The sequence below is a fragment of the Mycobacterium dioxanotrophicus genome, assembly GCF_002157835.1.
Lineage (GTDB): Bacteria > Actinomycetota > Actinomycetes > Mycobacteriales > Mycobacteriaceae > Mycobacterium > Mycobacterium dioxanotrophicus.
Genome location: NZ_CP020809.1, coordinates 1820087 through 1846853 on the forward strand (window position 1 = coordinate 1820087; position 26767 = coordinate 1846853).

The following is a 26767-nucleotide window of genomic DNA, read 5'->3' on the forward strand; positions in this document are numbered from 1 at the left end:
GGTCGGTGATCAGGGCAGGCCGGCGGTCAGCAGCGGAGCCAGAGCCATAGGCGAGATACCCGGCACCGCCGGAGCGGCCGCGGCCGGGGCAGCAGCCACCGGAGCCAACGCCGGCGCGGTGGCGGTTGCCGCGTGCGCTGCCGCCGGGGCCACGTTGGCCACCGAACTGGCCGCCGGCATCAGCCCGGCCAGGTCACCCGGGATGCTGACCTTCTGCGGCAGCGGGATGGGCATGCCCGGCACCTGCGGGATGTTGATGTCGGCCGACGGAATCAGCGGGTTGGCCGGGGTCGCGGCCGGCGCCGCCGCTGCGGGCGCGGCGGGTGCCGTCAGCGGTGACGGGAGCAGGGGCGAGGTCAACGGCGAGGTGGCAGCCGGTGCGGCGGCGGGGGCGGTGCCCGGCATCTGAGGCAGCGTCACCGATGCGGTCGCCGCGGGAGCGGGTGCCGGTGCGGCGGCGGGCGCTCCTCCGGTGAGTGTCGACGTCACGCCCTGCAGCAGCTGCGGCGCGAGGGCCGGCACGCTCGCGAGCTCGTTGACGATCGGCAGGTTCGGCACTGCGGGTGCCGGTGCCGGGGCCGGATCGGCGGCCGCAGTGGCGCTGAGCGCCAACGCGACCGGGACCGCGCCGGCCGCGGCGATCATGCTGGTGGAAAGTGCTTTCCAGGTGAGCTTCATGGTTCTCCCAATCGGTTGACTGCACGTCTGTGCCCGAAACTATCGAGTTACTGGTGTTACTCAAGTGACACGTGTGGCGGTTATTCAACCGTTACGGCAGTGACTGGAATCGGTTACCGGAACCGACGCGACAGCGCGTCGGCAAACACCGCTCGGCGGGGCCCACGACACCGAGGGCCGGCATCGGCCGTCACGTCGCCCAGATCCGGGAAGGTCGAACGCTAGAGTCAGGGCGGTAGACACGACACCTGACACAACCGAACCCGCCGCATCGAACATGCGGCTTTACCGCTATGCGTGGTTACTGCTGGCGCTGAGCGTCGCGGCCCGCCTGGCCTTCTCTTACCTGGTGCCCAACGGCACAAACCTCGTCGACCTGCATGTCTATCTCGGCGGTGCGGCGTCGCTGGACCACCCGGGCACGCTCTACCAGTACACCTACGGCGACAAGACACCCGACTTCCTGCTGCCGTTCACGTATCCACCGTTCGCCGCGATGGTGTTCTATCCGCTGCAGCTGCTGCCATTCGACCTGGTCGCGTTTTTCTGGCAGATCGGCATCATCGTCGCGCTCTACGGGGTCGTGCGGATCAGCCAGCGAATGCTGGGTCGGTACACCGATCGGCGGCTCGCCTTGCTGTGGACAGCCGTCGGCATCTGGATCGAACCTCTGCGCGGCACATTCGACTACGGGCAGATCAACGTCATCCTCACGCTCGCGGTGATCTACGCGGTGTACTCCAACCGATGGTGGGTGTCCGGTCTGCTGGTCGGCTTGGCTGCCGGGGTCAAGCTGATCCCGGCCGTCTCGGGCTTGTACTTCGTCGGCGCGAGACGCTGGGCCACCGTCGTGTTCTCGGCGGTCGTGTTCTTCGGCACGGTGGTGCTGTCACTGGTGGTCGTCGGTGATCAGGCCAGGTACTACTTCACCGATCTGCTCGGTGACGCCCGCCGGGTCGGACCGATCGGGACGGTGTTCAACCAGTCGTGGCGCGGTGGGATATCGCGCATCCTGGGCCACGACGCTGGGTATGGCCCGGCGGTGCTGATCGGCATCGCGGTGACCGCCGTACTGGCGTTGCTCGCGTGGCGGGCCATCGGCGGCAGCGACGGTGACCGGCTCGGCGCCATCATCATCGTCAGCCTGTTCGGCCTGCTGCTGTCACCGATCTCGTGGACGCACCACTGGGTCTGGCTGCTACCGCTGATCATGTGGCTGCTGCACGGTTCGCTGCGGGACCGGCGCGGCGCGCAGATCCTGGGGTGGGGCTGGCTGGGTCTGACGCTGATCGGCGTGCCGTGGCTGCTGAGCTTCGCGCAGCCGACGATCTGGGAGATCAGCCGGCCGTGGTACCTGGCCTGGGCGGGCCTGATCTACATCGTCGCGACGTTGGCGACGTTGGGCTGGATCGCGACTACAGGCCCAGGATCCGGTCGATTTCGCCTGCCATCTCGACGTCCTTCTCGGTGATGCCGCCGGCGGAATGTGTCACCAATGCGAAGGTGACTGTCCGCCAACGGATGTCGATATCGGGATGATGGTCCTTCTGTTCGGCGAACTCCGCGACGCGGCGCACCGCGTCGATACCGTCGAGAAATGCCGGAAATTTGACCGATCGGCGCAGTGCGCCTGCCGCACGTTCCCAGTTCGGCAGATCGACGAGTGCGGCGTCAACCTGGTCGTTCGTTAACACAGCCATGTCTTCGACCGTATACCGTCGGGCGCGATGGATGAGCAGATCGTCGTGGCAGGGGCGTTGATCTCGCAGGGTGCGCTGCTGGTCGCCCAGCGTGACCGCCCGGCGGAGCTGGCCGGGTTGTGGGAACTGCCCGGCGGCAAGGTCGCACCGGGGGAGGACGACGGCGCCGCGCTCGCCCGCGAGTTGCACGAGGAACTCGGCGTCGAGGTCAGGGTCGGCGCGCGCATCGGCGTCGACGTCACACTGAACGCCACCATGACGTTGCGGGCGTACCGTGTCGCGCTGACCGCGGGCAGTCCTCGGCCGCATGACCATCGCGCGCTGCGCTGGGTCACCGTCGACGATCTGCGCGGCCTCGACTGGGTTCCGGCTGACCGCGCCTGGGTCGACGATTTGGCCGCGGCGATGCGCTCCGAATGACCGGCGGTCGCGCCGGATTTGCTGGAGGCAAACCGCGGGCGACCGAATTGTTGTTGCGCCACAACGACATGGGTGCGTGTTCGGGGCATCGCAAAGCAAAGATCAATTGACACCAGAGGGAAATTTCTCCCAATCCCGGGACTAAAGACCCTGGCAGCTGCGACGATCGCAGGTGAAGGTGATTCTGACGATGTCACGCCGATCAGAGGGTCATCGATGCCTCAACTGACAACAGCTGGTGCCCAGGGGAGTTCCGCACCGGTCAGTCCGGCCGTGCACGGCGTGTCGCTGACATGACCTCCGCGGCGACAGTGAATGGCACGGCACCGGGTGTGAATCTGGCGCTGGCCACGTGGGTTTCGGCGATCAACTTCTGGGCCTGGAACATGATCGGCCCGCTGTCCACCACCTACGCCCATGACATGCGGCTGAGCAGTACCGAGGCTTCGTTGCTGGTGGCCACGCCGATTCTGGTCGGCTCCCTGGGCCGCATCGTGATCGGTTCGCTGACCGACCGATTCGGTGGCCGGACCATGTTCATCTCGGTCACGCTGGCGTCGATCGTGCCGGTGCTGGCCGTCGGAGCCGCGGGCGCGGCAGGCTCGTATCCGTTGCTCCTGGTGTGCGGATTCTTCCTCGGTATCGCGGGAACCATCTTCGCGGTGGGAATTCCGTTCGCCAACAACTGGTATGACCCGGCCCGCCGCGGATTCGCCACCGGTGTCTTCGGTATGGGTATGGTCGGGACCGCATTGTCGGCGTTCTTCACCCCGCGGTTCGTGAGCTGGTTCGGACTGTTCGCCACGCACGCCATCGTGGCGGTGGCCTTGGCGTTGACGGCAGCGCTGTGCCTGGTGCTGATGCACAACGCGCCGAGGTTCCAACCGAATACAGATCCTGTGCTGCCGAAGTTGCGTGCCGCACTGCGGCTACCGGTGACGTGGGAGATGTCGTTCCTCTATGCGGTGGTGTTCGGCGGTTTCGTCGCCTTCAGCAACTACCTGCCCACCTACATCAAGACGATCTACGGCTTCTCGGCCGTCGACGCCGGTGCCCGCACTGCAGGTTTCGCGTTGGCGGCGGTGTTGGCCCGTCCGATCGGCGGGGCCCTGTCGGACCGCATACCGCCCAAGTTCGTTGTGGTCGCATCCTTCGCGGGCACCGCGTTGCTGGCGCTGGTGGCGGTGTTCCAGCCACCCCCGGACGTGTGGTCGGCGGCGACGTTCATCACGCTCGCGATCTTCCTGGGCATCGGAACCGGTGGTGTGTTCGCATGGGTGTCGCACCGTGCCCCGGCAGGCACGGTCGGCTCGGTGACCGGAATCGTGGCGGCCGCAGGTGGTTTGGGCGGCTACTTCCCGCCGTTGGTGATGGGTGCGACGTACGACGCCGTCGACAACGACTACACCGTCGGGCTGTTGCTGTTGGTGGCGACCGCGCTGATCGCGCTGGTGTTCACGGCGACGCGGCTCCATGTCCACGAACGCGATTCGATCGGAGAACCTGGGTGACGCGAACACCGCACATCGGCGGCCCGGTCGAGGAACTGCTCGAACGCAGTGGCCGGTTCTTCACCCCGGGCGAATTTTCCGATGATCTGCGCACTGTCACCCGCCAGGGCGGCCGCGAGGGCGACGTGTTCTACCGCGACCGGTGGAGCCACGACAAGGTGGTGCGCTCGACCCATGGGGTGAATTGCACCGGTTCGTGTTCATGGAAGATCTACGTCAAGGACGGGATCATCACGTGGGAAACACAGGAGACCGACTATCCGTCCGTCGGCCCGGATCGGCCCGAATATGAACCGCGCGGCTGTCCCCGCGGCGCGGCGTTCTCCTGGTACACCTATTCGCCGACCCGCGTGCGGTACCCGTACGCGCGCGGCGTACTGGTCGAGATGTACCGGGAAGCCAAAGCGCGCCTGGGGGATCCGGTGCTGGCGTGGGCCGACATCCAGCACGACCCGGATCGCAGGCGCAGGTACCAACAGGCCCGCGGCAAGGGCGGCCTGGTCCGCGTGAGCTGGTCGGAGGCGACCGAGATGATCGCCGCCGCGCACGTGCACACCATCAAGACCTACGGTCCCGACCGCGTCGTCGGGTTCTCACCGATCCCGGCCATGTCGATGGTGTCCTTCGCTGCCGGGTCGCGGTTCATCGAGCTGCTCGGCGGCGTGATGACATCGTTCTACGACTGGTACGCCGACCTGCCCGTGGCCTCACCGCAGGTGTTCGGTGATCAGACCGATGTACCGGAATCCGGAGACTGGTGGGATGCAACATATCTGATGATGTGGGGCTCGAACGTCCCGGTCACCCGAACGCCCGACGCGCATTGGATGGCCGAGGTCCGCTACCGCGGAACCAAGGTCGTCACGGTCAGTCCCGACTACGCCGACAACACGAAGTTCGCCGACGAGTGGATGCCGTGCGCGGCAGGCACCGATGGCGCCCTCGCCATGGCCATGGGACACGTCATCCTGTCGGAATGCTTTGTCAAGCACCGGGTTCCGTTCTTTGTCGACTACGTTCGGCAATTCACAGACCTGCCGTTCCTGGTCAAGCTCGAGCAACGCGACGGCAGGCTGGTGCCCGCCAAGAACCTCACCGCGGCGGATCTGGGCTACGACGTGGAGAATGCCTCGTTCAAACCGGTGCTACTCGACGGTGCCAGCAACGGTGTCGCGGTTCCCCAGGGCTCGTTGGGATTCCGCTACGGCAACGACGGCCTCGGCAAATGGAACCTCGACCTCGAAGGCCTCGCCCCGGCACTCACGGTGGCCGAAGAAGCCGGTGAGGTCGCCAAGATCACCTTGCCGCGGTTCGATACCGTCGACGGCAGCGGTGCGACCATGCAGCGCGGCGTACCGGTACGCCGCGTCGGGGACCACCTGGTGTGTACGGTGTTCGACCTGATGCTCGCACAGTACGGCGTGGCTCGGCCCGGACTGCCCGGCGACTGGCCCTCCGGCTACGCGGATGCCACCCGGCCCTACACCCCGGCCTGGCAGGAGGAGATCACCGGAGTCAGTGCCGCGCAGGCGATTCGAGTGGCCCGCGAGTTCGCCCGCAACGCCGAGGAATCCGGCGGCCGGTCCATGATCATCATGGGGGCCGGTATCTGCCAGTGGTTTCACGGCGACGCGACCTACCGGGCGGTGCTGGCCCTGCTGTTGCTGACGGGGGCGATGGGCCGCAACGGAGGCGGCTGGGCGCATTACGTCGGCCAGGAGAAATGCCGCCCGGTCACCGGTTGGGCCGCCATGGCGATGGGCACCGACTGGACACGCCCACCGCGGCAGATGGCAGGCACGTCATATTGGTACGTCCACACCGACCAGTGGCGCTACGACGGATACCGTGCCGACGCGCTGGCCAGCCCGGTAGGCCGGGGCCGCTTCCGGGACAAGCACACCATGGACGTACTGACCTCCGCGGTGGCCATGGGATGGACACCGTTCTTCCCGCAGTTCGACCGGTCCTCACTCGATGTCGCCGACGAGGCCAAGGCCGCCGGCCAGGAGGTGCCGCAGTATGTGGCCGAACAGCTGGCCACCGGTGCGCTGAAACTCGCTGTCACCGATCCGGACGACCCGGCGAACTGGCCTCGGGTACTCAACATCTGGCGGGCCAACCTGCTGGGCTCGTCGAGCAAGGGCAACGAGTATTTCCTGCGCCACCTGCTGGGCACGACGTCGAACGTGCAGGCCGAGCCGACGGCCGAAGCGTTGCGGCCCAGCGACGTGGCGTGGACCGAGGACATTCCCGAGGGCAAGCTCGACCTGCTGATGTCGATCGACTTCCGGATGACGTCCACGACGCTGTTGTCCGACGTGGTGCTCCCGGCCGCGACGTGGTACGAGAAGGCCGACCTGTCCAGCACCGACATGCATCCCTACCTCCACGCGTTCAGCCCCGCCGTGGACCCACCGTGGGAAACCCGTTCGGACTATGAAGCATTCGGTGCGATCGCCCGGATGTTCAGTGCCCTTGCCGCCAAACACCTGGGCACCCGCACCGATGTGGTGATGGGTACGTTGCAGCACGACACCCCGGGGGCGATGGCGTATCCCGGTGGTGTCGAGCATGACTGGCGTGGTACCGGTGAGACGCCCGTGCCGGGCAAGACCATGGGCCCGCTGGTCGTGGTGGAGCGCGACTATGCCGCGGTCGCCGAGAAGTGGTCCACCCTCGGGCCGCTCGTCGACACCCTGGGGTTGACCACCAAGGGCGTCACCACGCACCCCGACCAGGAGGTCCGGGAACTAGCAGGCAAGTTCGGTGTGATGGATTCCGGTGTGGCCCAAGGCCGTCCGGCGATCACCTCGGCCGAACGGATGGCCGACGTCATCCTCGCCCTGTCAGGCACCTCGAACGGTCGGCTGGCCGTGGCAGGCTTCAAGGAACTGGAGAAGCGCACCGGCCGCGGGCTGGTGCATCTGGCCGAAGGCAGCGAGGAACGCCGGATCACCTATGCCGACACCCAGGCCCGGCCGGTCCCGGTGATCACCAGCCCGGAGTGGTCGGGCAGTGAGACCGGCGGGCGCCGGTACGCGCCGTTCACGGTGAACATCGAAGAGCTCAAGCCCTTCCACACGCTCACCGGCCGCATGCACTTCTACGTCGATCACGACTGGCTGGAGGAACTCGGTGAGCAGTTGCCGACCTACCGGCCCCCGCTGGACATGTCGCGACTGTTCGGTGAGCCGCGGCTCGGCAGTGACGGCATCGGCCTCACGGTGCGTTATCTGACTCCGCACTCCAAGTGGTCGATCCACTCGGAGTATCAGGACAACCTCTTCATGCTGTCGCTGTCGCGTGGCGGCCCCACCATGTGGATGAGTCCGTCGGACGCCGCGAAAATCGAGGTACGGGACAATGATTGGATCGAAGCGGTCAACCGCAACGGGGTTGTGGTGTGCCGTGCGGTGGTGAGTCACCGGATGCCCGAAGGTGTCGTGTACGTCTACCACGCGCAGGAACGCACCATCGACGTACCGCTGACCGAGACCACCGGAACCCGGGGTGGCATCCACAACTCGCTGACCAGGCTGCTGGTCAAGCCGAGTCATCTCGCCGGCGGGTATGCCCAACATGCGTTCGCGTGGAACTATCTCGGCCCCACCGGAAATCAGCGCGACGAGGTGACCGTCGTGCGGCGTCGGTCGCAGGAGGTGCGATACCAGTGAAGGTCATGGCGCAGATGGCGATGGTGATGAACCTCGACAAGTGCATCGGCTGCCAAACCTGTTCGGTGACCTGCAAACAGGCCTGGACCAACCGGGCCGGCACCGAGTACGTCTGGTTCAACAACGTCGAAACCCGCCCGGGCCAGGGCTATCCGCGCACCTACGAGGATCAGGAGCGCTGGCGAGGGGGTTGGCGACTGGACCGCCGAGGTCGGCTGCGGTTGCGCGACGGCGGCCGGCTGGCGAAGTTGTCCCGGATCTTCGCCAACCCCAAATTGCCGTCCATCGAGGACTATTACGAGCCGTGGACCTACGACTACGAAAACTTGACCTCGGCACCGCTCGGTGAACACATTCCCACCGCGCCGCCGCGCAGCCTGATCACCGGCAAGCCGATGAAGGTGTCGTGGTCGGCGAACTGGGACGACGATCTGGCCGGATCACCGGAGATCGTGCCCGGTGACCCGATTCTCAAACAGGTCAGCGAGCAGGTCAAGCTCGAACTCGAGCAGACGTTCATGTTCTACCTGCCCCGGATCTGTGAGCACTGCCTCAACCCGGCCTGCGTCGCGTCATGCCCGTCGGGGGCGATGTACAAGCGGTCCGAGGACGGCATCGTGCTGGTCGACCAGGACCGTTGCCGTGGCTGGCGCATGTGTGTTTCCGGATGTCCTTACAAGAAGGTGTATTTCAACCACAAGACCGGAAAAGCCGAGAAGTGCACGCTGTGCTACCCGCGTATCGAGGTCGGGCTGCCCACGGTGTGCTCGGAAACCTGTGTGGGCCGGTTGCGCTATCTGGGCCTGGTGCTCTACGACGTCGACCGCGTGCTCGCGGCAGCGTCGGTGCCGGACGACAAGGACCTCTACGAGGCGCACCGGCAGATCCTGCTCGATCCGACCGACCCCGAGGTGATCGCCGGGGCCCGGTCCTCCGGCATCTCCGACGAATGGATCGAGGCCGCCCAGCGGTCACCGGTGTACAAGCTCATCAACACCTACGGCGTTGCGCTGCCGCTGCATCCGGAATTCCGGACGGTGCCGATCGTGTGGTACGTCCCGCCGCTGTCCCCGGTGGTCGACGCGGTCAGCCGCGACGGACACGACGGGGAGGAGCTCGGGAATCTGTTCGGGGCCCTGGAGGCGCTGCGGATCCCGATCGAATATCTCGCCGGGCTGTTCACCGCCGGGGACACCGGCGTGGTCGAGGGCGTGCTGCGCCGTCTGGCGGCCATGCGGTCCTATATGCGCGATATCAATCTGGGCCGTCAGACCCAGCCGCACATCGCCGAAGCGGTGGGAATGACCGAAGAGCAGATCTATGAGATGTACCGGCTGCTCGCCCTCGCGAAATACGAAGAGCGCTACGTCATCCCGACCGCATACGGCTCCGACGCCGGCGATCTGGAGGAACCCGGCTGCTCGCTGTCCTTCGACGGAGGTCCGGGCATGTACGCGTCGGGCCCGTTCGGTGAGGCCAGCGGCGGCCCGGTGCCCGTCGCGGTGGAGACCTTCCATGCCCTGCAACAGAGACAGATCGGAACGGGCATGGCTGCCAATGCCGAGCATCCGTCGCGGGTGAACCTGCTCAACTGGGACGGCCGCGGCGTACCCGCAGGCATGTTCCCCGGCGGGCGGTGAGCCATATGAGATTGCGTCACCGCGGTGACGACGCCTTACAGGATCGCCTGGTGTGGCAGTGCGCCTCGTTGTTGCTTGCCTACCCCGACCACGAACACCGCCGGCGTCTGGAAACCGTCGATGCGTTGCTCGGCCACATCACGGTGGCCGTCGCCGACGCGCTGGCATACACCCTCGCGGAATTGCGCGGACGCGACGAGATGGCCGTCGCGGCCGAGTATGTCGAGACGTTCGACATGCGCAAGAACTGCACCCTGCTGCTGACGTACTGGACGGCAGGGGACACGCGCAACCGCGGCGTGCAGATGCTGGCCTTCGCCGACGCTTACCGGGCTGCCGGTGCCGTTCCCCCGAAAGGCGAAGCACCCGACCATCTTCCGGTGGTGCTGGAGTTCGCCGCGACCGTGGACCACCGCGCGGGACGGCGGCTGCTCGCCGAGCACCGGGGTCCGATCGATGTCCTGCGGCAGGCGCTCAGCGATCGGGCGTCGATGTACGCGCCCGCGGTCGGCGCGGTGTGCGCGACGCTGCCGCCGGTCGTACCCGGGCAGACAGCGCGACTGCTGCAGGCTGGGCCGCCCGCGGAAGCCGTTGGTTTGCAACCGTTTCAACTGACGGTTCCGCCGCGCAGAGTTCAGGGAGGGGTCTGAGGTGGCAGGGTGGGAGATCTTCTGGGACGTGGTGCCGTACGTGACGTTGGCGATCGTCGGCATCGGCACCTGGTGGCGTTACCGCTACGACAAGTTCGGTTGGACGACGCGGTCGTCGCAGCTCTATGAGTCTCGGCTGCTGCGGATCGCGAGCCCGATGTTCCACTTCGGCATCCTCGTGGTGATCGTCGGGCACATCGTGGGCCTGGTGATCCCCAAGTCGTGGATGAACGCGATTCTCGGTGAGCATGCCTATCACCTGCAGGCCGTCGTCCTGGGCGGCGTCGCGGGCATCGCCACGCTTGTCGGCATCGCGCTGCTGATCTACCGGCGGCGGTCCACCGGGCCGGTGTTCATGGCCACCACCGGCAACGACAAGATCATGTACCTCGTATTGGTCTCGGCGATCGTCGCGGGCTGCGCCTGCACCTTCATCGGGGCGACGCCGGCGGGCACCGAGCACGACTACCGCGAAACCGTATCCCCGTGGTTCCGCTCGATCTGGATCCTGCAACCGCGCGGCGATCTGATGGTGCAGGCACCGGTGCATTTTCATGTTCACGTCATGATCGCCCTGGTGCTGTTCTGCCTGTGGCCGTTCACGCGGTTGGTGCACGTGTTCAGCGCCCCGATCGGGTACCTGTTCCGGCCCTACATCGTCTACCGCAGCCGCGATGTCGCAGCCAAGAGTGAACTGGTCGGCTCGCAGCCGCACCGCCGCGGTTGGTGACCCAAAGGGAACTAGGGACTTTCGGCACTGTCCGAGCCGGTGGCTGCAGGCGCACAGTAGTCGCATGGAGGCTGGCTGCCATCAGCGCCGGGCAGTGGCGGTCCACGCCCGTGGGAACTCTCGAACTCGTACAAGGAGGTTGATCAGCATGACCAAGGGATCCGAACTTGATGTCCTGACCCGTCGACAGTGCCTGGATCTGCTGCAGGGCCCGCGGGTGGGCCGGCTGGTGTTCACCGAGGACGCCCTGCCCGCTGTGCAGCCGGTCAACTACCGGATGTGGCGCGATCAGGTGGTGATCCGGGTGGCCGGGGGAGCCAAACTGACCGCCGCCACCCATCACCAGGTGGTGGCGTTCGAAGCCGACGACCTTGACGCCGACATTCACACCGGCTGGAGCGTGACCGTCGTCGGCCATGCCGAGCCGATCACCGATGTGGATGAACTCGTGGAGGTCGCCGGGACTTTCGTGCAGCCATGGGTTGAGGGTCGACGTGAGCATTTCGTCCGGATCGCCACCGAGAAGGTGACCGGGCGGCAGTTCCGCAGTCGCGCCGTGCCGCACTACCAGGGCGTGCCGGCCGGTCGCGATCCCCAACAGAGCAGGGTCTAGTAGCGCAGGTGGTCGCCGACCACCCGCACCATTCCGGGGTGCTGCGTGGTGTACAGCGGGTGCAGGATCATCGGGTGCCGGCAGTGTGCACAGGACGATTGCGGCTGATTCACCGATGCGAAGGTCAGGTGATGGCATTCACTGCATCGGACGACGTAGCAAGCGCCGACCCAGTTCGCCAATCCCAGATAGATGGCAACTGTTGTCCCTGCCGCCAGCACCATGATCAGTGCGATGGTGAGCACTTCGTAGATCTCCATGACGGGTACCTCCGATCACGATCCCGTGGGGATACCTCAAAGGTAGCTCGCGTTGCTTACGCTTTCCTGGCTCTTCTGAAGACCTTGTCCAGTTCTTTACCGCGCAATCCGGCGTGCTCGGCCTTGCGGACCTTGTGTAGGACCAGGGGGCAGCGTTTGCACCGCGGCTTGCTTCGACAGCACTTCTTCTTGGGCTTCAGTTCCGCGATCTTGGCGGACTTCAATCTGATCGCTCCTCGCGTGCGCACAAGATCGATTGCTCCTCGCGTGCGCAGAAGATCGATTGCTCCTCGCGTGCGCAGAAGACCGATCGCTCCTCGCGTGCGCAGATAGTGACGGGGCTCTCTCGTTTTCGTGATCGACCGGCCGAACTGCGAGAATCTGCGGTGTGGATTCACGGCCCAGTTTCAGAAACGTCGCCATCGTCGCTCACGTCGACCACGGCAAGACGACCCTAGTCGACGCGATGCTGCGGCAGTCGGGTGCCTTGACGCACCGCGGCGACGACGCCGTTGAACGCCTGATGGACTCCGGTGACCTGGAGAAAGAAAAAGGCATCACGATCCTGGCCAAGAACACCGCGGTGCACCGGCACCACCCGGACGGCACCATGACGGTGATCAACGTCATCGACACCCCGGGGCACGCCGACTTCGGCGGCGAGGTGGAGCGCGGCCTGTCCATGGTGGACGGCGTGGTCCTGCTGGTCGACGCCTCGGAAGGGCCGCTGCCGCAGACCCGCTTCGTGCTGCGCAAGGCGCTGTCCGCGCATCTGCCGGTGATCCTGGTGGTCAACAAGACCGACCGTCCCGACGCCCGGATCTCCGCCGTCGTCGAGGAGAGCCACGACCTGCTGCTCGACGTCGCCTCCGACCTCGACGAGGAAGCCCAGGCATCCGCCGAGAAAGCCCTTGACCTGCCCACGCTGTACGCGTCGGGCCGGGCCGGCATCGCGTCGACGACGCAGCCCGCCGACGGCGAGAACCCCGACGGGGAGAACCTCGACCCGCTGTTCGACGTGCTGATGGAGCACATCCCGCCGCCTTCGGGCGACCCGGAGGCGCCCCTGCAGGCGCTGGTCACCAACCTTGACGCGTCGGCGTTCCTGGGCCGGCTCGCGCTGATCCGCATCTACAACGGTCGGCTCAAAAAGGGCCAGCAGGTGGCCTGGATGCGTGAGGTCGACGGATCACCGGTGATCACCAGCGCCAAGATCACCGAGCTGCTGGCCACCGAGGGAGTGGACCGCAACCCGACCGAGGAGGCCGTGGCCGGTGACATCGTCGCGGTGGCGGGCATCCCGGAGATCATGATCGGTGACACGCTTGCCGACCCGGACCACGCGCATGCCCTGCCGCGGATCACCGTCGACGAACCTGCGATCTCGGTGACCATCGGCACCAACACGTCACCGCTGGCAGGCCGGGTGTCCGGGCACAAGCTGACCGCCCGGATGGTGAAGAACCGCCTCGACCAGGAGCTGGTCGGCAACGTCTCGATCCGGGTCGTCGACATCGGCCGGCCCGACGCCTGGGAGGTGCAGGGTCGTGGTGAGCTGGCGCTGGCCATCCTCGTCGAGCAGATGCGCCGTGAAGGGTTCGAGCTGACCGTCGGCAAGCCCCAGGTGGTGACCAAGAACGTCGACGGCAAGCTGCACGAACCGTACGAGGCGCTGACCATCGACTGTCCGGAAGAGTTCGTCGGCGCCATCACCCAGCTGATGGCCGCCCGCAAGGGCCGCATGGAAGAGATGACCAACCACGCCGCGGGATGGGTCCGGATGGACTTCATCGTCCCCAGCCGTGGCCTGATCGGCTTCCGGACCGACTTCCTCACCGAGACCCGCGGCACCGGCATCGCCAACGCGGTGTTCGACGGCTACCGGCCGTGGGCCGGCGAGATCCGGGCCCGGCACACCGGCTCGCTGGTCAGCGACCGCAGCGGCTCGATCACCCCGTTCGCGATGATCCAGCTGTCCGACCGCGGGCAGTTCTTCGTCGAACCGGGCGAGGACACCTACGAGGGCCAGGTCGTGGGGATCAATCCGCGCGCCGAGGATCTCGACATCAACATCACCCGGGAGAAGAAGCTCACCAACATGCGGTCGTCCACCGCCGATGTGATGGAGACCCTGGCCCGGCCGTTGGTCCTGGACCTGGAGCAGGCGATGGAGTTCTGCGCGGCCGACGAGTGTGTCGAGGTGACACCGGAGATCGTGCGGGTGCGCAAGGTCGAGCTCACGGCGAGCCTGCGGGCCCGGGCCAAGGCGCGCGCCAAGCAGGAGCAGGGTTCCAAGGCCTGACTGTTGGCGCCGAGTGGCCAGTTCTGCACGCGTTTTTCGGGTGTGGCGTGTGACAGGTGGCCACTCGGCGGAAGACGGCTACTTGACGGCCCTTACCGGTCTTGGGGGAGGAACGTGCGCAAACCTCGGGGAGCTTCTCGTGCCGTGCGCAACGCTGCGGCCGCGGGGGCGGTCGATACCCTGAGTGGCGTGCCGACACCTTCTCGCCGTGCCCGAATGACCATCGGCGTGCTCGTCTCGGTACCGTCTCTGCTGCTCAGCGCCTGTACGGTCAGCCCGCCGCCCGCGCCGCAGAGCACCGAAACCACACAGGTCACGCCACCGCCACCGGCCAAGGCGATGCAGGTGATCATGGCGATCGACTCGATCGGCCCCGGCTTCAACCCTCATTTGCTGTCGGATCAGTCACCCGTGAACGCCGCGATCGCCGCGCTGGTGCTGCCCAGCTCGTTCCGGCCGGTGCCGGACCCCAAGTCGCCGACCGGTTCGCGGTGGGAGCTCGACACGACACTGCTGGAGTCGGCAGATGTGACGAGCCAAAGCCCGTTCACGGTCACCTACAAGATCAAGCCCGAGGCGCAGTGGACCGACAACGCGCCCATCGCCGCGGATGACTATTGGTATCTGTGGCGGCAGATGGTCGGGCAGCCCGGTGTCGTCGACCCGGCCGGCTACGACCTGATCACCGGAGTCCAGTCGGTCGACGGTGGCAAGCAGGTCGTGGTGACCTTCTCCCAGCCGTATCCGGCCTGGCGCGAGCTGTTCAACGACATCCTGCCCGCCCACATCGTCAAGGACGTGCCGGGCGGATTCGGCGCCGGGCTGGCCCGCGCCATGCCGGTCACCGGGGGACAGTTCCGGGTGGAGAGCATCGACCCGCAACGCGACGAGATCCTCCTGGCCCGCAACGACCGATTCTGGAGCGTGCCCGCCAAGCCCGACCTGGTGTTGTTCCGCCGTGGCGGTGCCCCTGCGGCGCTGGCCGACTCGATTCGTAACGGCGACACCCAGGTGGCCCAAGTACACGGTGGCGCAGCCACTTTCGCCCAGCTCAGTGCTATCCCGGATGTGCGCACGGCGCGGATCGTCACGCCTCGGGTGCTGCAGCTCTCGCTGCGCGCGCAGCAGCCGAAGCTCGCCGACACCCAGGTGCGCAAGGCCATTCTGAGCCTCATCGACGTCGATCTGCTGGCCTCCGTCGGGGCCGGTGACGACAACACCGTCACCCTCGCGCAGGCCCAGGTCCGCTCGCCGTCGGATCCCGGGTACGTGCCGACCGCACCACCGGCCATGGGCCGTGACGCCGCGCTGGAGCTGCTGCGGGGTGCGGGCTATCAGATCGAGCCCGCCGCAGCCTCGACGCCGGGAAATCCGGTGCCGGACAACGGTCGTCAGCGCATCACCAAGGACGGCGTGCCGTTGTCCCTGGTGCTCGGTGTCGCCTCGAACGACCCGACGTCGGTCGCGGTGGCCAATACCGCCGCGGACCAGTTGCGCAATGTCGGTATCGAAGCCTCGGTGTTGGCTCTGGATCCCGTGGCGCTCTACGGTGACGCCTCGACCAACAATCGCGTCGACGCGATCGTCGGTTGGCATCAGGCCGGGGGAGACCTGGCGACCTCGCTCGCCTCGCGGTACGGGTGCCGCGCCCTGGAGGCGACCTCGGTGTCCACGGCGGTGCCCGGACCGCCGGCGCCATCGTCGTCGCCGTCGTCGAAGACGACGCCCCCACCGCCGCCGGTCACTGCGACCACCGCAACACCGCCGCCCACGCTCCCGGCGCCGGGCTCCAGCGATCTGGTGCAGGCCCCCAGCAACATCACCGGTATCTGTGATCGCAGTATCCAGCCGAAAATCGATGCGGCACTGGACGGTAGCGAGAACATCGCCGACGTGATCCAGGCCGTGGAACCCCGGTTGTGGAACATGTCGACGGTATTGCCGATTCTGCAAGACACCACGATCGTGGCCGCGGGCCCGAGTGTGCAGAACGTCAGCTTGTCCGGCGCGGTGCCCGTCGGCATCGTGGGCGATGCCGGCAGCTGGATGAAAACGAAGTAAGGCTCCAGGGTGGCCGAGTGCGGGCTACTGCAAGGCCCACACTCGGCGTCCGGGGTTACTGCTCGGCCGCAGCGGTCACCTTGGCGAGACCGGACTTGACTTTGCCGACAAGGGATTTGAGTGGCTTGGCCCGTAGCCGCTCGGTCTTGACCGGTTGCGATGACGACGCTTGCGGCCCGTCGGTGTCGGCGATACTCGCGGACACCTGGCCTGGACGGGCTTTGTTGCCGGCCCCGAAGACCGAGCGCAGGCTGGAGCGCGACGGGTCTGTCGACAGGGACTGTGCGGCAACGGTGTTGGTGCCGCCGGCGTAGGCCTGCAGCGGCTGGGTCTGCAGAGCGGTCTTGATGACCTGACGGGTACTGTCGACGACTGATGCAGTGGCATTCGCCAGGTCTATGGTCCGCATCGCGACATCTTTGACGCCGTGCTGAATGGCGTTGATGGCGTTGGCCGGATCGCCCGTCGACGCAGCGTCCGCCACATCCCGCACGGCCACGACAGCCGTGTCCACGAGCGGTTTCACGTAGCTGATGCCAAGGTAGATCGGCAGCGATGTGCTCTCCAGGGCGACCGGGACCAACGCCTGGGCCACCGCGAGCGGTCGCTGAAGTATCCACTCCGCCTGAGGAATCGACTCCGTGAGGAACTGAATCGCGGGTATGCCGACGGCGTTGAGGATCTCGATCGGCGCTTGGCCGGGATTGCCTGCTGCAACGGCTGCTGCCGCCGCGGTGATTCCCTCCGGCAGACCGGTGGCGATGGCGGCAACGGTGGTGACGCCGTTGATGGCGATGGCGCCGGTCGCGGTGGCCGTTGCGATCTGATTGGCGATGAATTGTGTGAGAACGGGTGCAGGGTCGGCGATCTCGGCGGCGATGAGCCCCGCAGCGACCTGTTCGGTGAACTCGAAGACCGGCGCGAAGACATCGGCAGGGTTTTCCACGGCGGCCGCGAGCCGCACGTCATTGATGTGCATGTCGGGCGGTGGATTGATCGCGGTGGTGGCGATGACGCCTGCTCCCACCATCGCAATTCCAGCGGCCAAATACGATCGAACAGCCAATTGCATGTGATCCCTTTCATCGTCGCCGGCTTCTGGGCGATGACTCGCTGCACCGCTCACAGCCAGCGTTCAGGAAGGTACTCGCAGGTGACTGAAACGTGTTTCAGTATAGGTCCTCGCGTATCTGCTCTAGTTGCGATGACAACTTTTAGCAAGGTGAAAGATCGCAGATGGTCAGGACATTCGACACAAACAACAATGACGTAAGCGTCAAAATAGATTGCTGTTACCGACTAGTAGCATTCACATAACTAGATGCCAAAGCTGAGGGTGGGCCCCCTCGTCGTGACGAGAAGGCCCACCCGATGGGTGACGGTCAGGCTGCGTTGTGCGAACCCGAACCGCCCGACGAGTTGCCGCCCTCGCCGGAACCCGTCGAACTGCTTTGGCTACCGCTCTTGGGAGCGGTGCTCTTCTTGCCGGTCAAGCCTTCACCGGCCTTCTTGAGCCCGTCGGTGATGTTCTTCACGGCGCCCTTGACCCCGTCCTGGGTCTGTTTGAGCCGGTTGGCGCGGGTCGGCTTGGTGGTGCTGGCTGCCTTGCCGGAGGACGTGGTCTTGGCACTGTCGCCGGCCGGGGCTGCGGCCGACGAATCGGTCACTGCAGACCCCGCGGCTGCAGATTCCGATGAGGTGGATTCCGTTGGCGCCGTATCGGTCTGCTCTGTCGGGGCCGGTGCGACATCGAGCGTGACGACCTTGGCCGGAGCCTTGGGCGCGGTGCTCAACTGAGCCACTGCCGCGGTCAATGCCGCGGGCGGCGTGATGTCGTTGGCGATGGCATCACGGGCCTGCCGCAGCGCGGATAGCAGTCCGAGGCTCGGTCCGAGCAGCCCGCCCCCGCCGGCGTCCTCGGCTCCGTTGAGGAACGCATCGGTGATCTGGGCAGGTCCGGCGAGTACCGCGTTGACGAAGCCGAGCGGGTCACCCGCCTTGATCGCGTCGACCATGTTCTGACCGACGTTGCCGCTCACCAGCACCGCGGGATAGACGGTGTTGAGCGCGCCCAACACCGGAAGGAGCACCGCGAGTGGATCATTGATGACGTTGAGCAGATTCTGCACAGGCTGCTTGACGGCGTTGGTGATCGGCTCCAGCAGTGGTAGGCCCGCGTACAACACCGGGCTGAGCAGCGCTGCCCACGCGGTACCCACCGCGCCGTTGACGTCACCGGCGAGGAGCTGGGTGAACGCGAGCTGAAGCTGGGCCGGGATGCCGTCGGGGTTCGACGGGTCCAGCTGCTGGCCGAGCGCCTCGCCCGCGCTCTGCAGTCCGGCGAAAATGCCCTGGCCGCTGGTGATCTGGTTGGCGATGACCTGGCGCAGGATCGGGAACGGGTCGGCGATTTCCGTGCTGACCAGTGTCCCGACATTGTCGACGGTGTTGGCGATTAGCTGGACGTACGCCTCGAACGGGTCGACGGCCGCGGAGAGGTTCACCGATGCCGTCGAGACCGCCGGCACGTGGACGTCCGGCAGCGGTGGCGCGACGGGACTGACCGCGATGGCGCCTGCGCCCACCAGTGCCACGCCCGCGGCCAGATATGACCGTGCGGTATTTGACCGTGCAGCGACTTGCATAGGTTCTCCTTACCCTCGATGTACCCCCGGCGAGGCAAAAACTACCTGAGAGTAAGTTAATGAATCACCGCTTTTGAAAAGTTTGCATTCATCAGAAAATCACTGGCTACTGACCGGAGCTGCGCACGAAACTAGCTGCTCATACGGTTTTTTGACGTCGGCGAAAGCCTCTTGTACACCATTTGCCATAATGTGGTGCCGCAAAACATTGCATCGAAGTATTCATGTTTCGCAAACAACTGTCAGCGTCTGCAGTCTGTTAACCCAAAAACCCGTATCGGAGCCGGGTGCTGCGGATTTCCACCGATGCGGCGCGAAAAGGTACTTTGCGGACCAGGAGCGGACCGTCTTCGGTTGCGAAGGTTCTCTATCTAGTTCGGCTGCGGGTATCGGCGCAGGTGCACGCCTGCGAGTAGGGCTGGCGACCGCATCCCGAGAGAGTTTGCTGGGTGGTTCCTGTCGCAACCAGTTGTCGGCGCCCGCCACTTTTGGCGGACCGGGCCGAAACCGCATGTGGCGACGGAATTACTTGGCCTGCGCCGTGTTTCGTCGTTCGCTCAGTACCCGCAGTCCGTGTGCGGCGGTGGCCGCGACAAGGAACGGCAACAACACCCACCACGGTGGCCGGGCCAGTTCCCAGACGAACAGTGCCGCCCAGACCGGTGCGCGCTGCGTGATGGCCAGTACGCCCGCCGCACACGTCAACGACACGGCCGCGACACTGACGGGGTGCTCGGTCCAGGTGTTGATCGACAGCGCCACAATCGATCCCAGTGCCGATCCGGTCGCCAGCGCGGGTGTGAGCATGCCGCCGACCGCTCCGGCCCGCAGAAAGACCGCGGTGATGATCGGCTTGAGCAGGAAGATCATCGCTGCGGCAGTCAGCGTCATGCCGCTGTCGAGGCTGACCGTGAGGATGCTCTTGCCGTTGCCGGGAAGTTCGGGCCAGTGGATCGAACAGATCCCGATCAGCAGCCCCGCCGCGGCGATCGCCGGGATCAACAACCATGACGTCGGGGTCTTGGCTGGGCGGGCCAGGTCCATGATCCGGTTGAAGGCCAGCCCGACTCCGAAGCTCAACGGCGCCAGGAGCAACGCGAAACCGGTGAGCAGATAAGACAGTTGAGGGTTGGGCCAGTCAAGGGGCGCCGCAGCGTGAGTGACCGGACTGGCGACGGCGACAGCCAGGCTGGACGTGATCAACGCGGCGCCGACCGCCCGCGGATGCCACGTCTTGAGCATGATGCGGACCGCGAACAGTGCGCCGCCCACCGGCACGCTGTAGACCGCTGCGAGGCCCGCGCCCGCGGCGCACGCCAGCAGGATCTCGCGGTCACGTGGCGTCAACGCCCATCGCGACGTCCCGAGATCGCCCAGCACGGCGGCGAATTGACGTGGGGCCCCTTCGCGCCCGAGTGACGCGCCGGAGCCGACGAGAAACACCTGCAGGCCAGCATCGAGTGTCAGCGGCAGCCGCGGTAGGGGCCGATGGTTGGCGATCGTCGCCGACAACCCGGGCACTTCGACCCGGCGGCGCAGCATCCACCAGCCGAGGCCGGCCAGCGCGCCGCCGATCATCGGTCCGACTGCGCGTCGTACCGGGCTGGCACCGGTGACGCCCTCCAACAGCGAGCCGAACGAGTAGTGATACGTCAGATGCTCGACGGCATGCAACAGCAGCGTCGTCGCCACGCCGGCGACCCCGGCCACCAACCCGACCACAACGATGCCGCAACCGAACTCGAGGTTCCGCCGATTCACCCTGGTGAATGTAGGGGAAGCGGCGTCGTCATGAGAGCCGAGTGAGTGTGGCCCATCCGGTGGCGACCGGACTACTGTCGCGGGCGATGCCCAACGAAACGCCCCGCCTGCTGTTCGTCCATGCCCACCCGGACGACGAAACCCTCACTACCGGCGCCACAATCGCCCACTACGTCGCGCAAGGCGCGGACGTCCGCGTCGTCACGTGCACCTTGGGCGAAGAAGGCGAGGTGATCGGCGACCAGTACGCCTTGTTGTCGGTGGACCACGCCGATCAGCTCGGCGGTTACCGCATCAGTGAACTGACGCGTGCGCTGGGCGCTCTCGGCCTCGGTGCACCGCACTACCTGGGCGGTCCGGGCCGTTGGCGCGATTCCGGTATGGGCACCCACCATGCCCAGGGACGGCAGCGTTGGGTCGACGCCGACATGGACGAGGCCATCGGCGAGCTCGCCGCCGTCATATCCGAGATGCGCCCACACGTCGTCATCACCTACGACCCCGAGGGGGGCTACGGCCACCCCGATCACATCCAGACCCACCGGGTCACCACGGCCGCGGTCACCGCCGCTGCCGAGAACGGCTGGGCGGTGCCGAAGTTCTACTGGACGGTGACGGCGACCAGCGCGATGGGTTCCGGTTTGCGCGGGCTGTCCGAATTGCCCGAGGGCTGGATCAGGGTCGACATCAAGGATGTGCCGTTCGGCTATCCCGACGACCGCATCGACGCCGTCGTCGACGCCACCGCACACCTGCCCGCCAAGATCGCCGCGATGCAGGCCCACGCCACCCAGGTCACCGTCGCTCCCGACGGCCGCGCGTGTGCACTCTCGAACAACATCGCCCTGCCGATCATGGGGGAGGAGCACTATCTGCTGGTCTCGGGCGACGCCGGGCCGCGCGATTCCCGTGGCTGGGAAACCGATCTCCTCGCCGGGTTGGTTCTGGAATAGGGTCGCCCACGCGGGGTAAGCTCCGAAAAATCCGGCATTAGTCAGCGGCGAAGGGAAACCCATGGACCCCGATCTGGATCCGAACCTGCAGCACTGGCAGGACCGGGCGGACAACTTCCAGTGGGTGGTCGGTTCGATGGTCGCGTTGCTCGACAGCATCCCGACCTGACCGCGCTCAGACCGCGCGTCGACGACGCGTCCGCATCCCGTCCGGTCTTCGACCGCATCGTCCTTGCCCTGCTCGCCGTCGACGGCGTCATCTCGGCTGTCCTCGGTGGGCTTTTCCTGCCGTCCTACCTCGGCGTCGTGCCGTTTCCCATCAGCGCATTACTCAGCGGCGCACTCAACGCCGCCCTGGTCTGGGCCGCCATGCAATGTACACCGTCGTTTCGGCTCGCGGCGCTGCCGTTGCTGACGTGGTTGGCGACTGTCGCGGTGATGACACTCGGAGGCCCGGGCGGGGACGTGATCTTCACCGGCCACGGCATCATGGCCTACAGCGCGCTGCTGTTCATGGTGGTCGGGGCGCTGCCGCCGGCGCTGCTGCTGCGCCGACGGCTGACCCGCTGACCTAGTCGCCGGCCGAGTTGTCCGATGTGTCCTTCGACGGCTTGTCGGTCTTCTTCACCTTGGTCTTGGTATCAGCGGTGGTCTTGGTGCCAGCGGAGGTCTTGCCTGCGCCCTTCACTGCGTTACGCAGGCCGTCGGTCGCCTTCTGCACGTTGGCCTTGAGGTCGGCCGTGGCGTTGCGAACGCCGTCGCGGACGTCGTTGATGCGTGTCTGTCGTGACGTGCTGATGGACTTGTCGGTGGTTGCGGGCTTCTGCGACTGCAGCGACTGCTGCACCGACTTGGGGACCGTGGTGACCTCGTCGGTCTGAGTCGTGGTGGTCGTGCCGGGAAGCGCGTCGGTGACGTTCTCCGCCGCGTCCTTCACCACGTCGGCAGCCCCGGAAGCGGCGTCCTCATGTCGGTGACGACGGTCTGCACCGGGTTCTTCAGCTCGCCGGTGACGCCGGTCGTGTCGGTGACGTCGACGGCGGGTTTGGCTTTCACATCCGCGACGTTGAGCAGCGAGACCCCCTCGGTGAGGCCCTTGAACGCGTTGGCCAGCGTTTCACCCACACCGGCGAGCGTCGTCGACAGTGTCTGCGTCGGTGTCGTCGCTGCCAGGGACGTCGTCTGTGCGGTCGCGGCGAACGGAAGACCCGGCGGCAGGGGTGGCAAAGGCGGCAACACCCAACCGAGGAAGTAGTTCGCTTCCGCGACGACGGTGTTCCAGGCTGCTGCGGCGATACTCCAGCCGACATCGACGATGCCGTTGGCCCAGACCCCGAGATTCAACGGCGCATTGAGGACCGGATCGATGAGGTTGTACACGACGCTGTCGGATATCGGCCTGATCAGTTGGTAGTAGAAGATGTCGGTCTGCGCACCGATCAAGCCGGCGAACGGTACGCCCCAGCCGCCCAGCCAGTAGGCGATGTCGACGCCGTAGTTCACGCCCCAGTCGACCCACGACTGGATGTACTGGTACGCCGAGGTGACGAAATCGCTGGCAGCGTTCTGCGGGGTCACCACCGCATTGGGCGTCGCCAGGGCCGGCGCGGCTCCCGTCGTCGGCCCACTGCCCGGGACCGGTGCCGGCTTCGGCGGGGCGGGAACGGCGGCGGTCATGCGGCTCGCTGCGGCCAGCAGTTCGACCATGGCCTGCGTCAGCTGCGGTTGAGTGGATGTCGGATGGGCCGGAACTGCGATATCTGCGGGCGTCACCTGAACCGGGGTCAGCGCGATCGTCGTGGCGGTAGCCGCGGCTGCTCCGGCGATGAGATACGAGCGCACAGATACAGTCATGAAAGCTCCCTGGAAGTTCACAGCCCCAACCCGGCCCTAAACCTATCGCGCACCGCGTCAATAAACATCCGGAATAACCGCGTGTCGTACCGCGCGGGCGTGTCGCAGCGGCGGGCGACGGTACTTTGCGTGGTAGCGGGAACGCACCGCGCCGGCCGTCGGTACTACTGTGACCTCTATGGCAGGCGCCAAGGTTTCAGAATGTGAGACGCGTGGATGATCGACGACATCACGGGGGTTACACGGGAGTGGCTCTGAACCCCCAGCATGGCGCCGATCTGCCCAGCCCGGTGGTCCCACCGACCGTCAACGCCGCCGCGTTGAGACGCGTGCTGCGTCGCGCGCGCGACGGCGTCGCGCTCAACGTTGACGAGGCGGCCATCGCGATGACGGCCCGCGGTGACGATCTGGCTGATCTGTGTGCGAGCGCCGCACGAGTTCGCGATGCGGGCCTGGTCTCGGCGGGCCGGCGCGGCGCCACCGGCCGGCTGCCGGTCAGCTACTCGCGCAAGGTCTTCATCCCGGTCACGCATCTGTGCCGCGACACGTGCCATTACTGCACTTTTGTCACCGTGCCGGGAAAACTCCGGGCACAGGGCATGGGTATGTACATGGAGCCCGACGAAATCCTCGACGTCGCCCGACGCGGGGCCGAACTGGGCTGCAAGGAAGCACTTTTCACTCTCGGTGATCGCCCCGAGGCGCGGTGGGACGAAGCCCGCCAGTGGCTCGACGAGCGAGGCTACGACTCCACGCTGGACTACGTGCGGGCAATGGCCATCAGGGTTCTGGAAGAGACCGGGCTGCTGCCGCACCTTAACCCCGGGGTGATGAGTTGGTCGGAGCTCTCACGGCTCAAGCCGGTCGCCCCGTCCATGGGGATGATGCTGGAGACCACATCGCGACGGCTCTTCGAAACCAAGGGGCTGGCGCACTATGGCAGCCCCGACAAGGATCCGGCGGTGCGGCTGCGCACCCTCGACGACGCGGGCCGGCTGTCCATCCCGTTCACCACGGGCCTGCTGGTCGGTATCGGTGAGACGCTCACCGAGCGTGCCGAGACCATGCATGCGATCCGCAAGTCGCACAAGGAATTCGGTCACGTTCAGGAAGTGATCGTGCAGAACTTCCGGGCCAAGGACCACACCGCTATGGCGTCAACCCCCGACGCAGGCGTCGAGGATTTCCTGGCCACCATCGCCGTGACGCGTCTGGTGCTCGGCCCGAAGATGCGCATCCAGGCACCGCCGAACCTGGTGTCCCGGGATGAGTGCCTGGCGCTGATCGGAGCCGGTGTCGACGACTGGGGCGGGGTGTCACCTCTGACCCCCGATCACGTCAATCCCGAGCGGCCGTGGCCCGCGCTCGACGATCTCGCTGAGGTCACCGCGGAAGCGGGCTACGACCTGGTCCAGCGGCTGACCGCGCAGCCGGCCTATGTGCAGGCCGGGGCGGCGTGGATCGATCCGCGGGTGCGTGGGCATGTTGATGCGCTGGCCGATCCCGATACCGGGCTGGCCCGCGACGTCAACCCGGTGGGCATGCCGTGGCAGGAGCCGGATGAGGCGTCGGAGTCCTTGGGGCGCATTGATTTGCACAGTGCGATCGATGTGGAGGGGCGGCGCACCGAGACTCGTAGTGACCTGGACAGCGCGTTCGGCGATTGGGAGTCGATCCGGGAGAAGATCTCCGAGCTGGCCGCCCGGGCGCCGGAGCGCATCGACACCGATGTGCTGGCCGCCTTGCGGTCTGCGGAACGCGATCCGGGCGGCTGCAGCGACGACGAGTACCTCGCGTTGGCCACTGCCGACGGCCCGGCATTGGAAGCTGTTGCCGCCCTGGCTGATTCGCTTCGGCGCGACACCGTCGGCGAGGACGTGACGTTCGTCGTCAACCGCAACATCAACTTCACCAACATCTGCTACACCGGCTGCCGGTTCTGCGCGTTCGCGCAACGCAAGGGCGACGCCGACGCGTACTCGTTGTCGACCGACGAGGTCGCCGACCGGGCCTGGGAGGCGCACGTCGCTGGTGCCACCGAGGTCTGCATGCAGGGCGGCATCGATCCGGAACTGCCCGTCACGGGGTATGCGGATCTGGTGCGGGCGGTCAAGGCGCGCGTGCCGTCGATGCACGTGCATGCGTTCAGCCCGATGGAGATCGCCAACGGCGTGACCCGTAGCGGGTTGTCGGTGCGGGAGTGGCTGATCAGCCTGCGTGAGGCCGGTCTGGACACCATTCCCGGCACGGCTGCCGAGATCCTCGATGACGAAGTGCGGTGGGTGCTGACCAAGGGCAAGCTGCCCACCTCTGAGTGGATCGATGTGGTGACCACGGCGCATGAGGTGGGGCTGCGCTCGTCGTCGACGATGATGTACGGCCACGTTGACACCCCCAAGCACTGGGTTGGGCACCTCAACGTGCTGCGCGGCATCCAGGACCGTACCGGCGGCTTCACCGAGTTCGTCCCGCTGCCGTTTGTTCATCAGTCCTCACCGCTGTATCTGGCCGGTGGCGCGCGACCGGGACCGACCCACCGCGACAACCGGGCGGTGCATGCGTTGGCCCGGATCATGTTGCACGGCAGGATCTCCCACATTCAGACGTCGTGGGTCAAGCTCGGCGTCGAGCGTACCCAGGTGATGCTGCGCGGTGGCGCCAACGATCTCGGTGGCACGCTGATGGAGGAGACCATCTCCCGCATGGCCGGTTCGGAGAACGGCTCGGCCAAGACTGTCGAGGAACTGGTCGCCATCGCCGAGGGCATCGGTCGTCCCGCGCGTCAACGCACCACCGACTACTCACCGCTCGCTGCCTGATCTGGTTTCTCTGCACCGCGAGCGTGCTGGGGGCCCCTCCCGCTTGCAGGGGAGTTTGCTGGCCGACACGCCGCTCTGCGTCAGCATCGGGCGCACGCTCGCGCTTGCCGAGGGTGCATGGGGGGCGGGCTGAGGTGTGGCCTCCGCATGGCGTCGTCGTGGCGCCGTGCCCGTCGTGCGGCGTCGTGACGGTCGTGCAACGTCGTGACGGTCGTGCGACGTGCTGACGGTCCTCACATGATCTGACGTAACCGGGCGCATCCGATGATTCCGCACGCTCATGCCCGCCGAGCGTGCACAGAATGCTGGGATTTTGCGGTGTGTCGAGGGACAAACACGCACGCTCGCGGTGCCATGCCATGCCATGCCATGCCATGCCATGCCATGCCATGCCATGCCAGGGGAAGCAACCCGGAAAACTTTTTCGCGAACATGGGAATGCATGCGGACCGTAGTCCGGTTATGTCTGACGAAGGCGCCGGAACGACCGGCA

General features: G+C 66.3%; 21 protein-coding genes. 13 read left to right on the plus strand and 8 right to left on the minus strand.

Annotated features, from left to right (window positions below):
* Window positions 1-9 precede the first annotated feature (9 nt).
* Entirely contained in the window at window positions 10-678 is a 669-nt protein-coding gene (locus tag BTO20_RS08800; protein WP_087075075.1) for a hypothetical protein, read from the minus strand.
* Between the two features lie 277 nt (window positions 679-955).
* Here BTO20_RS08800 and BTO20_RS08805 point away from each other — a divergent pair, with 277 nt between their 5' ends.
* Window positions 956-2149: a mannosyltransferase gene (locus BTO20_RS08805; protein WP_087075077.1), complete on the plus strand. Its 1194-nt coding sequence runs from the start codon at window positions 956-958 to the stop codon at window positions 2147-2149.
* Here BTO20_RS08805 and BTO20_RS08810 read toward each other — a convergent pair.
* Complete coding sequence (locus BTO20_RS08810) at window positions 2094-2378, minus strand: 4a-hydroxytetrahydrobiopterin dehydratase (protein WP_062830682.1); 285 nt, start codon at window positions 2376-2378, stop codon at window positions 2094-2096. The two genes, BTO20_RS08805 and BTO20_RS08810, sit on opposite strands and share 56 nt — an antisense overlap.
* 27 nt (window positions 2379-2405) lie before the next feature.
* Between BTO20_RS08810 and BTO20_RS08815 the strand changes: the two genes are divergently transcribed.
* From BTO20_RS08815 to BTO20_RS08845, 7 genes are all read left to right on the plus strand, one after another.
* Window positions 2406-2798, plus strand: coding sequence for a (deoxy)nucleoside triphosphate pyrophosphohydrolase (locus BTO20_RS08815; RefSeq protein ID WP_087075079.1), 393 nt, complete (start codon window positions 2406-2408; stop codon window positions 2796-2798).
* A 293-nt stretch (window positions 2799-3091) separates the two neighbouring features.
* On the plus strand, window positions 3092-4309 hold the full coding sequence (locus BTO20_RS08820; protein WP_087075081.1) for a nitrate/nitrite transporter: 1218 nt from the start codon (window positions 3092-3094) through the stop codon (window positions 4307-4309).
* Window positions 4306-7986 (plus strand): nitrate reductase subunit alpha, encoded by a 3681-nt coding sequence (locus BTO20_RS08825; protein WP_198344304.1) that lies wholly within the window; start codon window positions 4306-4308, stop codon window positions 7984-7986. Before BTO20_RS08820 ends, BTO20_RS08825 begins: the two co-directional genes overlap by 4 nt.
* Complete coding sequence (gene narH, locus BTO20_RS08830; RefSeq protein ID WP_087075083.1) at window positions 7983-9626, plus strand: nitrate reductase subunit beta; 1644 nt, start codon at window positions 7983-7985, stop codon at window positions 9624-9626. Before BTO20_RS08825 ends, narH begins: the two co-directional genes overlap by 4 nt.
* Before the next feature lie 5 nt (window positions 9627-9631).
* On the plus strand, window positions 9632-10276 hold the full coding sequence (gene narJ / locus BTO20_RS08835; RefSeq protein WP_087075086.1) for a nitrate reductase molybdenum cofactor assembly chaperone: 645 nt from the start codon (window positions 9632-9634) through the stop codon (window positions 10274-10276).
* Between the two features lies 1 nt (window position 10277).
* Complete coding sequence (narI, locus tag BTO20_RS08840; RefSeq protein ID WP_087075089.1) at window positions 10278-11006, plus strand: respiratory nitrate reductase subunit gamma; 729 nt, start codon at window positions 10278-10280, stop codon at window positions 11004-11006.
* A 148-nt stretch (window positions 11007-11154) separates the two neighbouring features.
* Window positions 11155-11619 (plus strand): pyridoxamine 5'-phosphate oxidase family protein, encoded by a 465-nt coding sequence (locus tag BTO20_RS08845; RefSeq protein ID WP_087075091.1) that lies wholly within the window; start codon window positions 11155-11157, stop codon window positions 11617-11619.
* Here BTO20_RS08845 and BTO20_RS08850 read toward each other — a convergent pair.
* On the minus strand, window positions 11616-11879 hold the full coding sequence (locus BTO20_RS08850; RefSeq protein WP_087075093.1) for a hypothetical protein: 264 nt from the start codon (window positions 11877-11879) through the stop codon (window positions 11616-11618). The genes BTO20_RS08845 and BTO20_RS08850 overlap by 4 nt on opposite strands.
* A gap of 388 nt (window positions 11880-12267) precedes the next feature.
* On the opposite strand from BTO20_RS08850, the gene typA reads away from it, so the two are divergent.
* Entirely contained in the window at window positions 12268-14181 is a 1914-nt protein-coding gene (gene typA / locus BTO20_RS08860) for a translational GTPase TypA (RefSeq protein WP_087075097.1), read from the plus strand.
* A gap of 216 nt (window positions 14182-14397) precedes the next feature.
* Entirely contained in the window at window positions 14398-16242 is a 1845-nt protein-coding gene (locus tag BTO20_RS08865; RefSeq protein ID WP_087075099.1) for an ABC transporter family substrate-binding protein, read from the plus strand.
* 55 nt (window positions 16243-16297) lie between these two features.
* On the opposite strand, the gene BTO20_RS08870 is transcribed toward BTO20_RS08865, so the two are convergent.
* The 3 genes from BTO20_RS08870 to BTO20_RS08880 all read right to left on the minus strand — a co-directional run bounded on the left by BTO20_RS08870 (window position 16298) and on the right by BTO20_RS08880 (window position 20648).
* Window positions 16298-17272 (minus strand): hypothetical protein, encoded by a 975-nt coding sequence (locus BTO20_RS08870; RefSeq protein ID WP_087075101.1) that lies wholly within the window; start codon window positions 17270-17272, stop codon window positions 16298-16300.
* 352 nt (window positions 17273-17624) lie between these two features.
* Window positions 17625-18887 carry a hypothetical protein gene (locus BTO20_RS08875; protein ID WP_087075103.1) on the minus strand — a complete coding sequence of 421 codons (1263 nt, stop codon included), beginning with the start codon at window positions 18885-18887 and terminating at the stop codon, window positions 17625-17627.
* Window positions 18888-19412: 525 nt separating this feature from the next.
* Entirely contained in the window at window positions 19413-20648 is a 1236-nt protein-coding gene (locus BTO20_RS08880; protein ID WP_087075105.1) for a chloride channel protein, read from the minus strand.
* Between the two features lie 86 nt (window positions 20649-20734).
* Here BTO20_RS08880 and mshB point away from each other — a divergent pair, with 86 nt between their 5' ends.
* On the plus strand, window positions 20735-21601 hold the full coding sequence (mshB, locus tag BTO20_RS08885) for an N-acetyl-1-D-myo-inositol-2-amino-2-deoxy-alpha-D-glucopyranoside deacetylase (RefSeq protein ID WP_087081834.1): 867 nt from the start codon (window positions 20735-20737) through the stop codon (window positions 21599-21601).
* Window positions 21602-21721: 120 nt separating this feature from the next.
* Complete coding sequence (locus BTO20_RS08890) at window positions 21722-22171, plus strand: hypothetical protein (RefSeq protein ID WP_087075107.1); 450 nt, start codon at window positions 21722-21724, stop codon at window positions 22169-22171.
* Between the two features lies 1 nt (window position 22172).
* Here BTO20_RS08890 and BTO20_RS08895 read toward each other — a convergent pair whose 3' ends face one another.
* Window positions 22173-22541, minus strand: coding sequence for a hypothetical protein (locus BTO20_RS08895; RefSeq protein WP_087075109.1), 369 nt, complete (start codon window positions 22539-22541; stop codon window positions 22173-22175).
* A complete protein-coding gene (locus tag BTO20_RS08900) occupies window positions 22535-23455 on the minus strand; it encodes a hypothetical protein (protein ID WP_157680171.1) in 921 nt (306 codons plus the stop codon). The genes BTO20_RS08895 and BTO20_RS08900 overlap by 7 nt, the downstream gene beginning before the upstream one ends.
* 248 nt (window positions 23456-23703) lie before the next feature.
* Here BTO20_RS08900 and BTO20_RS08905 point away from each other — a divergent pair, with 248 nt between their 5' ends.
* On the plus strand, window positions 23704-26274 hold the full coding sequence (locus BTO20_RS08905) for a bifunctional FO biosynthesis protein CofGH (protein ID WP_087075113.1): 2571 nt from the start codon (window positions 23704-23706) through the stop codon (window positions 26272-26274).
* Window positions 26275-26767: the final 493 nt, after the last annotated feature.

What these genes read in the sequence shown, in the direction of transcription:
- BTO20_RS08800 (WP_087075075.1), bottom strand. Translation starts at nt 678, where the DNA reads ATGAAGCTCACCTGGAAAGCACTTTCCACCAGCATGATCGCCGCGGCC.
- BTO20_RS08805 (WP_087075077.1), top strand. Translation starts at nt 956, where the DNA reads ATGCGGCTTTACCGCTATGCGTGGTTACTGCTGGCGCTGAGCGTCGCG.
- BTO20_RS08810 (WP_062830682.1), bottom strand. Translation starts at nt 2,378, where the DNA reads ATGGCTGTGTTAACGAACGACCAGGTTGACGCCGCACTCGTCGATCTG.
- BTO20_RS08815 (WP_087075079.1), top strand. Translation starts at nt 2,406, where the DNA reads ATGGATGAGCAGATCGTCGTGGCAGGGGCGTTGATCTCGCAGGGTGCG.
- BTO20_RS08820 (WP_087075081.1), top strand. Translation starts at nt 3,092, where the DNA reads ATGACCTCCGCGGCGACAGTGAATGGCACGGCACCGGGTGTGAATCTG.
- narJ (WP_087075086.1), top strand. Translation starts at nt 9,632, where the DNA reads ATGAGATTGCGTCACCGCGGTGACGACGCCTTACAGGATCGCCTGGTG.
- BTO20_RS08845 (WP_087075091.1), top strand. Translation starts at nt 11,155, where the DNA reads ATGACCAAGGGATCCGAACTTGATGTCCTGACCCGTCGACAGTGCCTG.
- BTO20_RS08850 (WP_087075093.1), bottom strand. Translation starts at nt 11,879, where the DNA reads ATGGAGATCTACGAAGTGCTCACCATCGCACTGATCATGGTGCTGGCG.
- BTO20_RS08865 (WP_087075099.1), top strand. Translation starts at nt 14,398, where the DNA reads ATGACCATCGGCGTGCTCGTCTCGGTACCGTCTCTGCTGCTCAGCGCC.
- BTO20_RS08870 (WP_087075101.1), bottom strand. Translation starts at nt 17,272, where the DNA reads ATGGTGGGAGCAGGCGTCATCGCCACCACCGCGATCAATCCACCGCCC.
- BTO20_RS08875 (WP_087075103.1), bottom strand. Translation starts at nt 18,887, where the DNA reads ATGCAAGTCGCTGCACGGTCAAATACCGCACGGTCATATCTGGCCGCG.
- mshB (WP_087081834.1), top strand. Translation starts at nt 20,735, where the DNA reads ATGCCCAACGAAACGCCCCGCCTGCTGTTCGTCCATGCCCACCCGGAC.
- BTO20_RS08900 (WP_157680171.1), bottom strand. Translation starts at nt 23,455, where the DNA reads ATGACTGTATCTGTGCGCTCGTATCTCATCGCCGGAGCAGCCGCGGCT.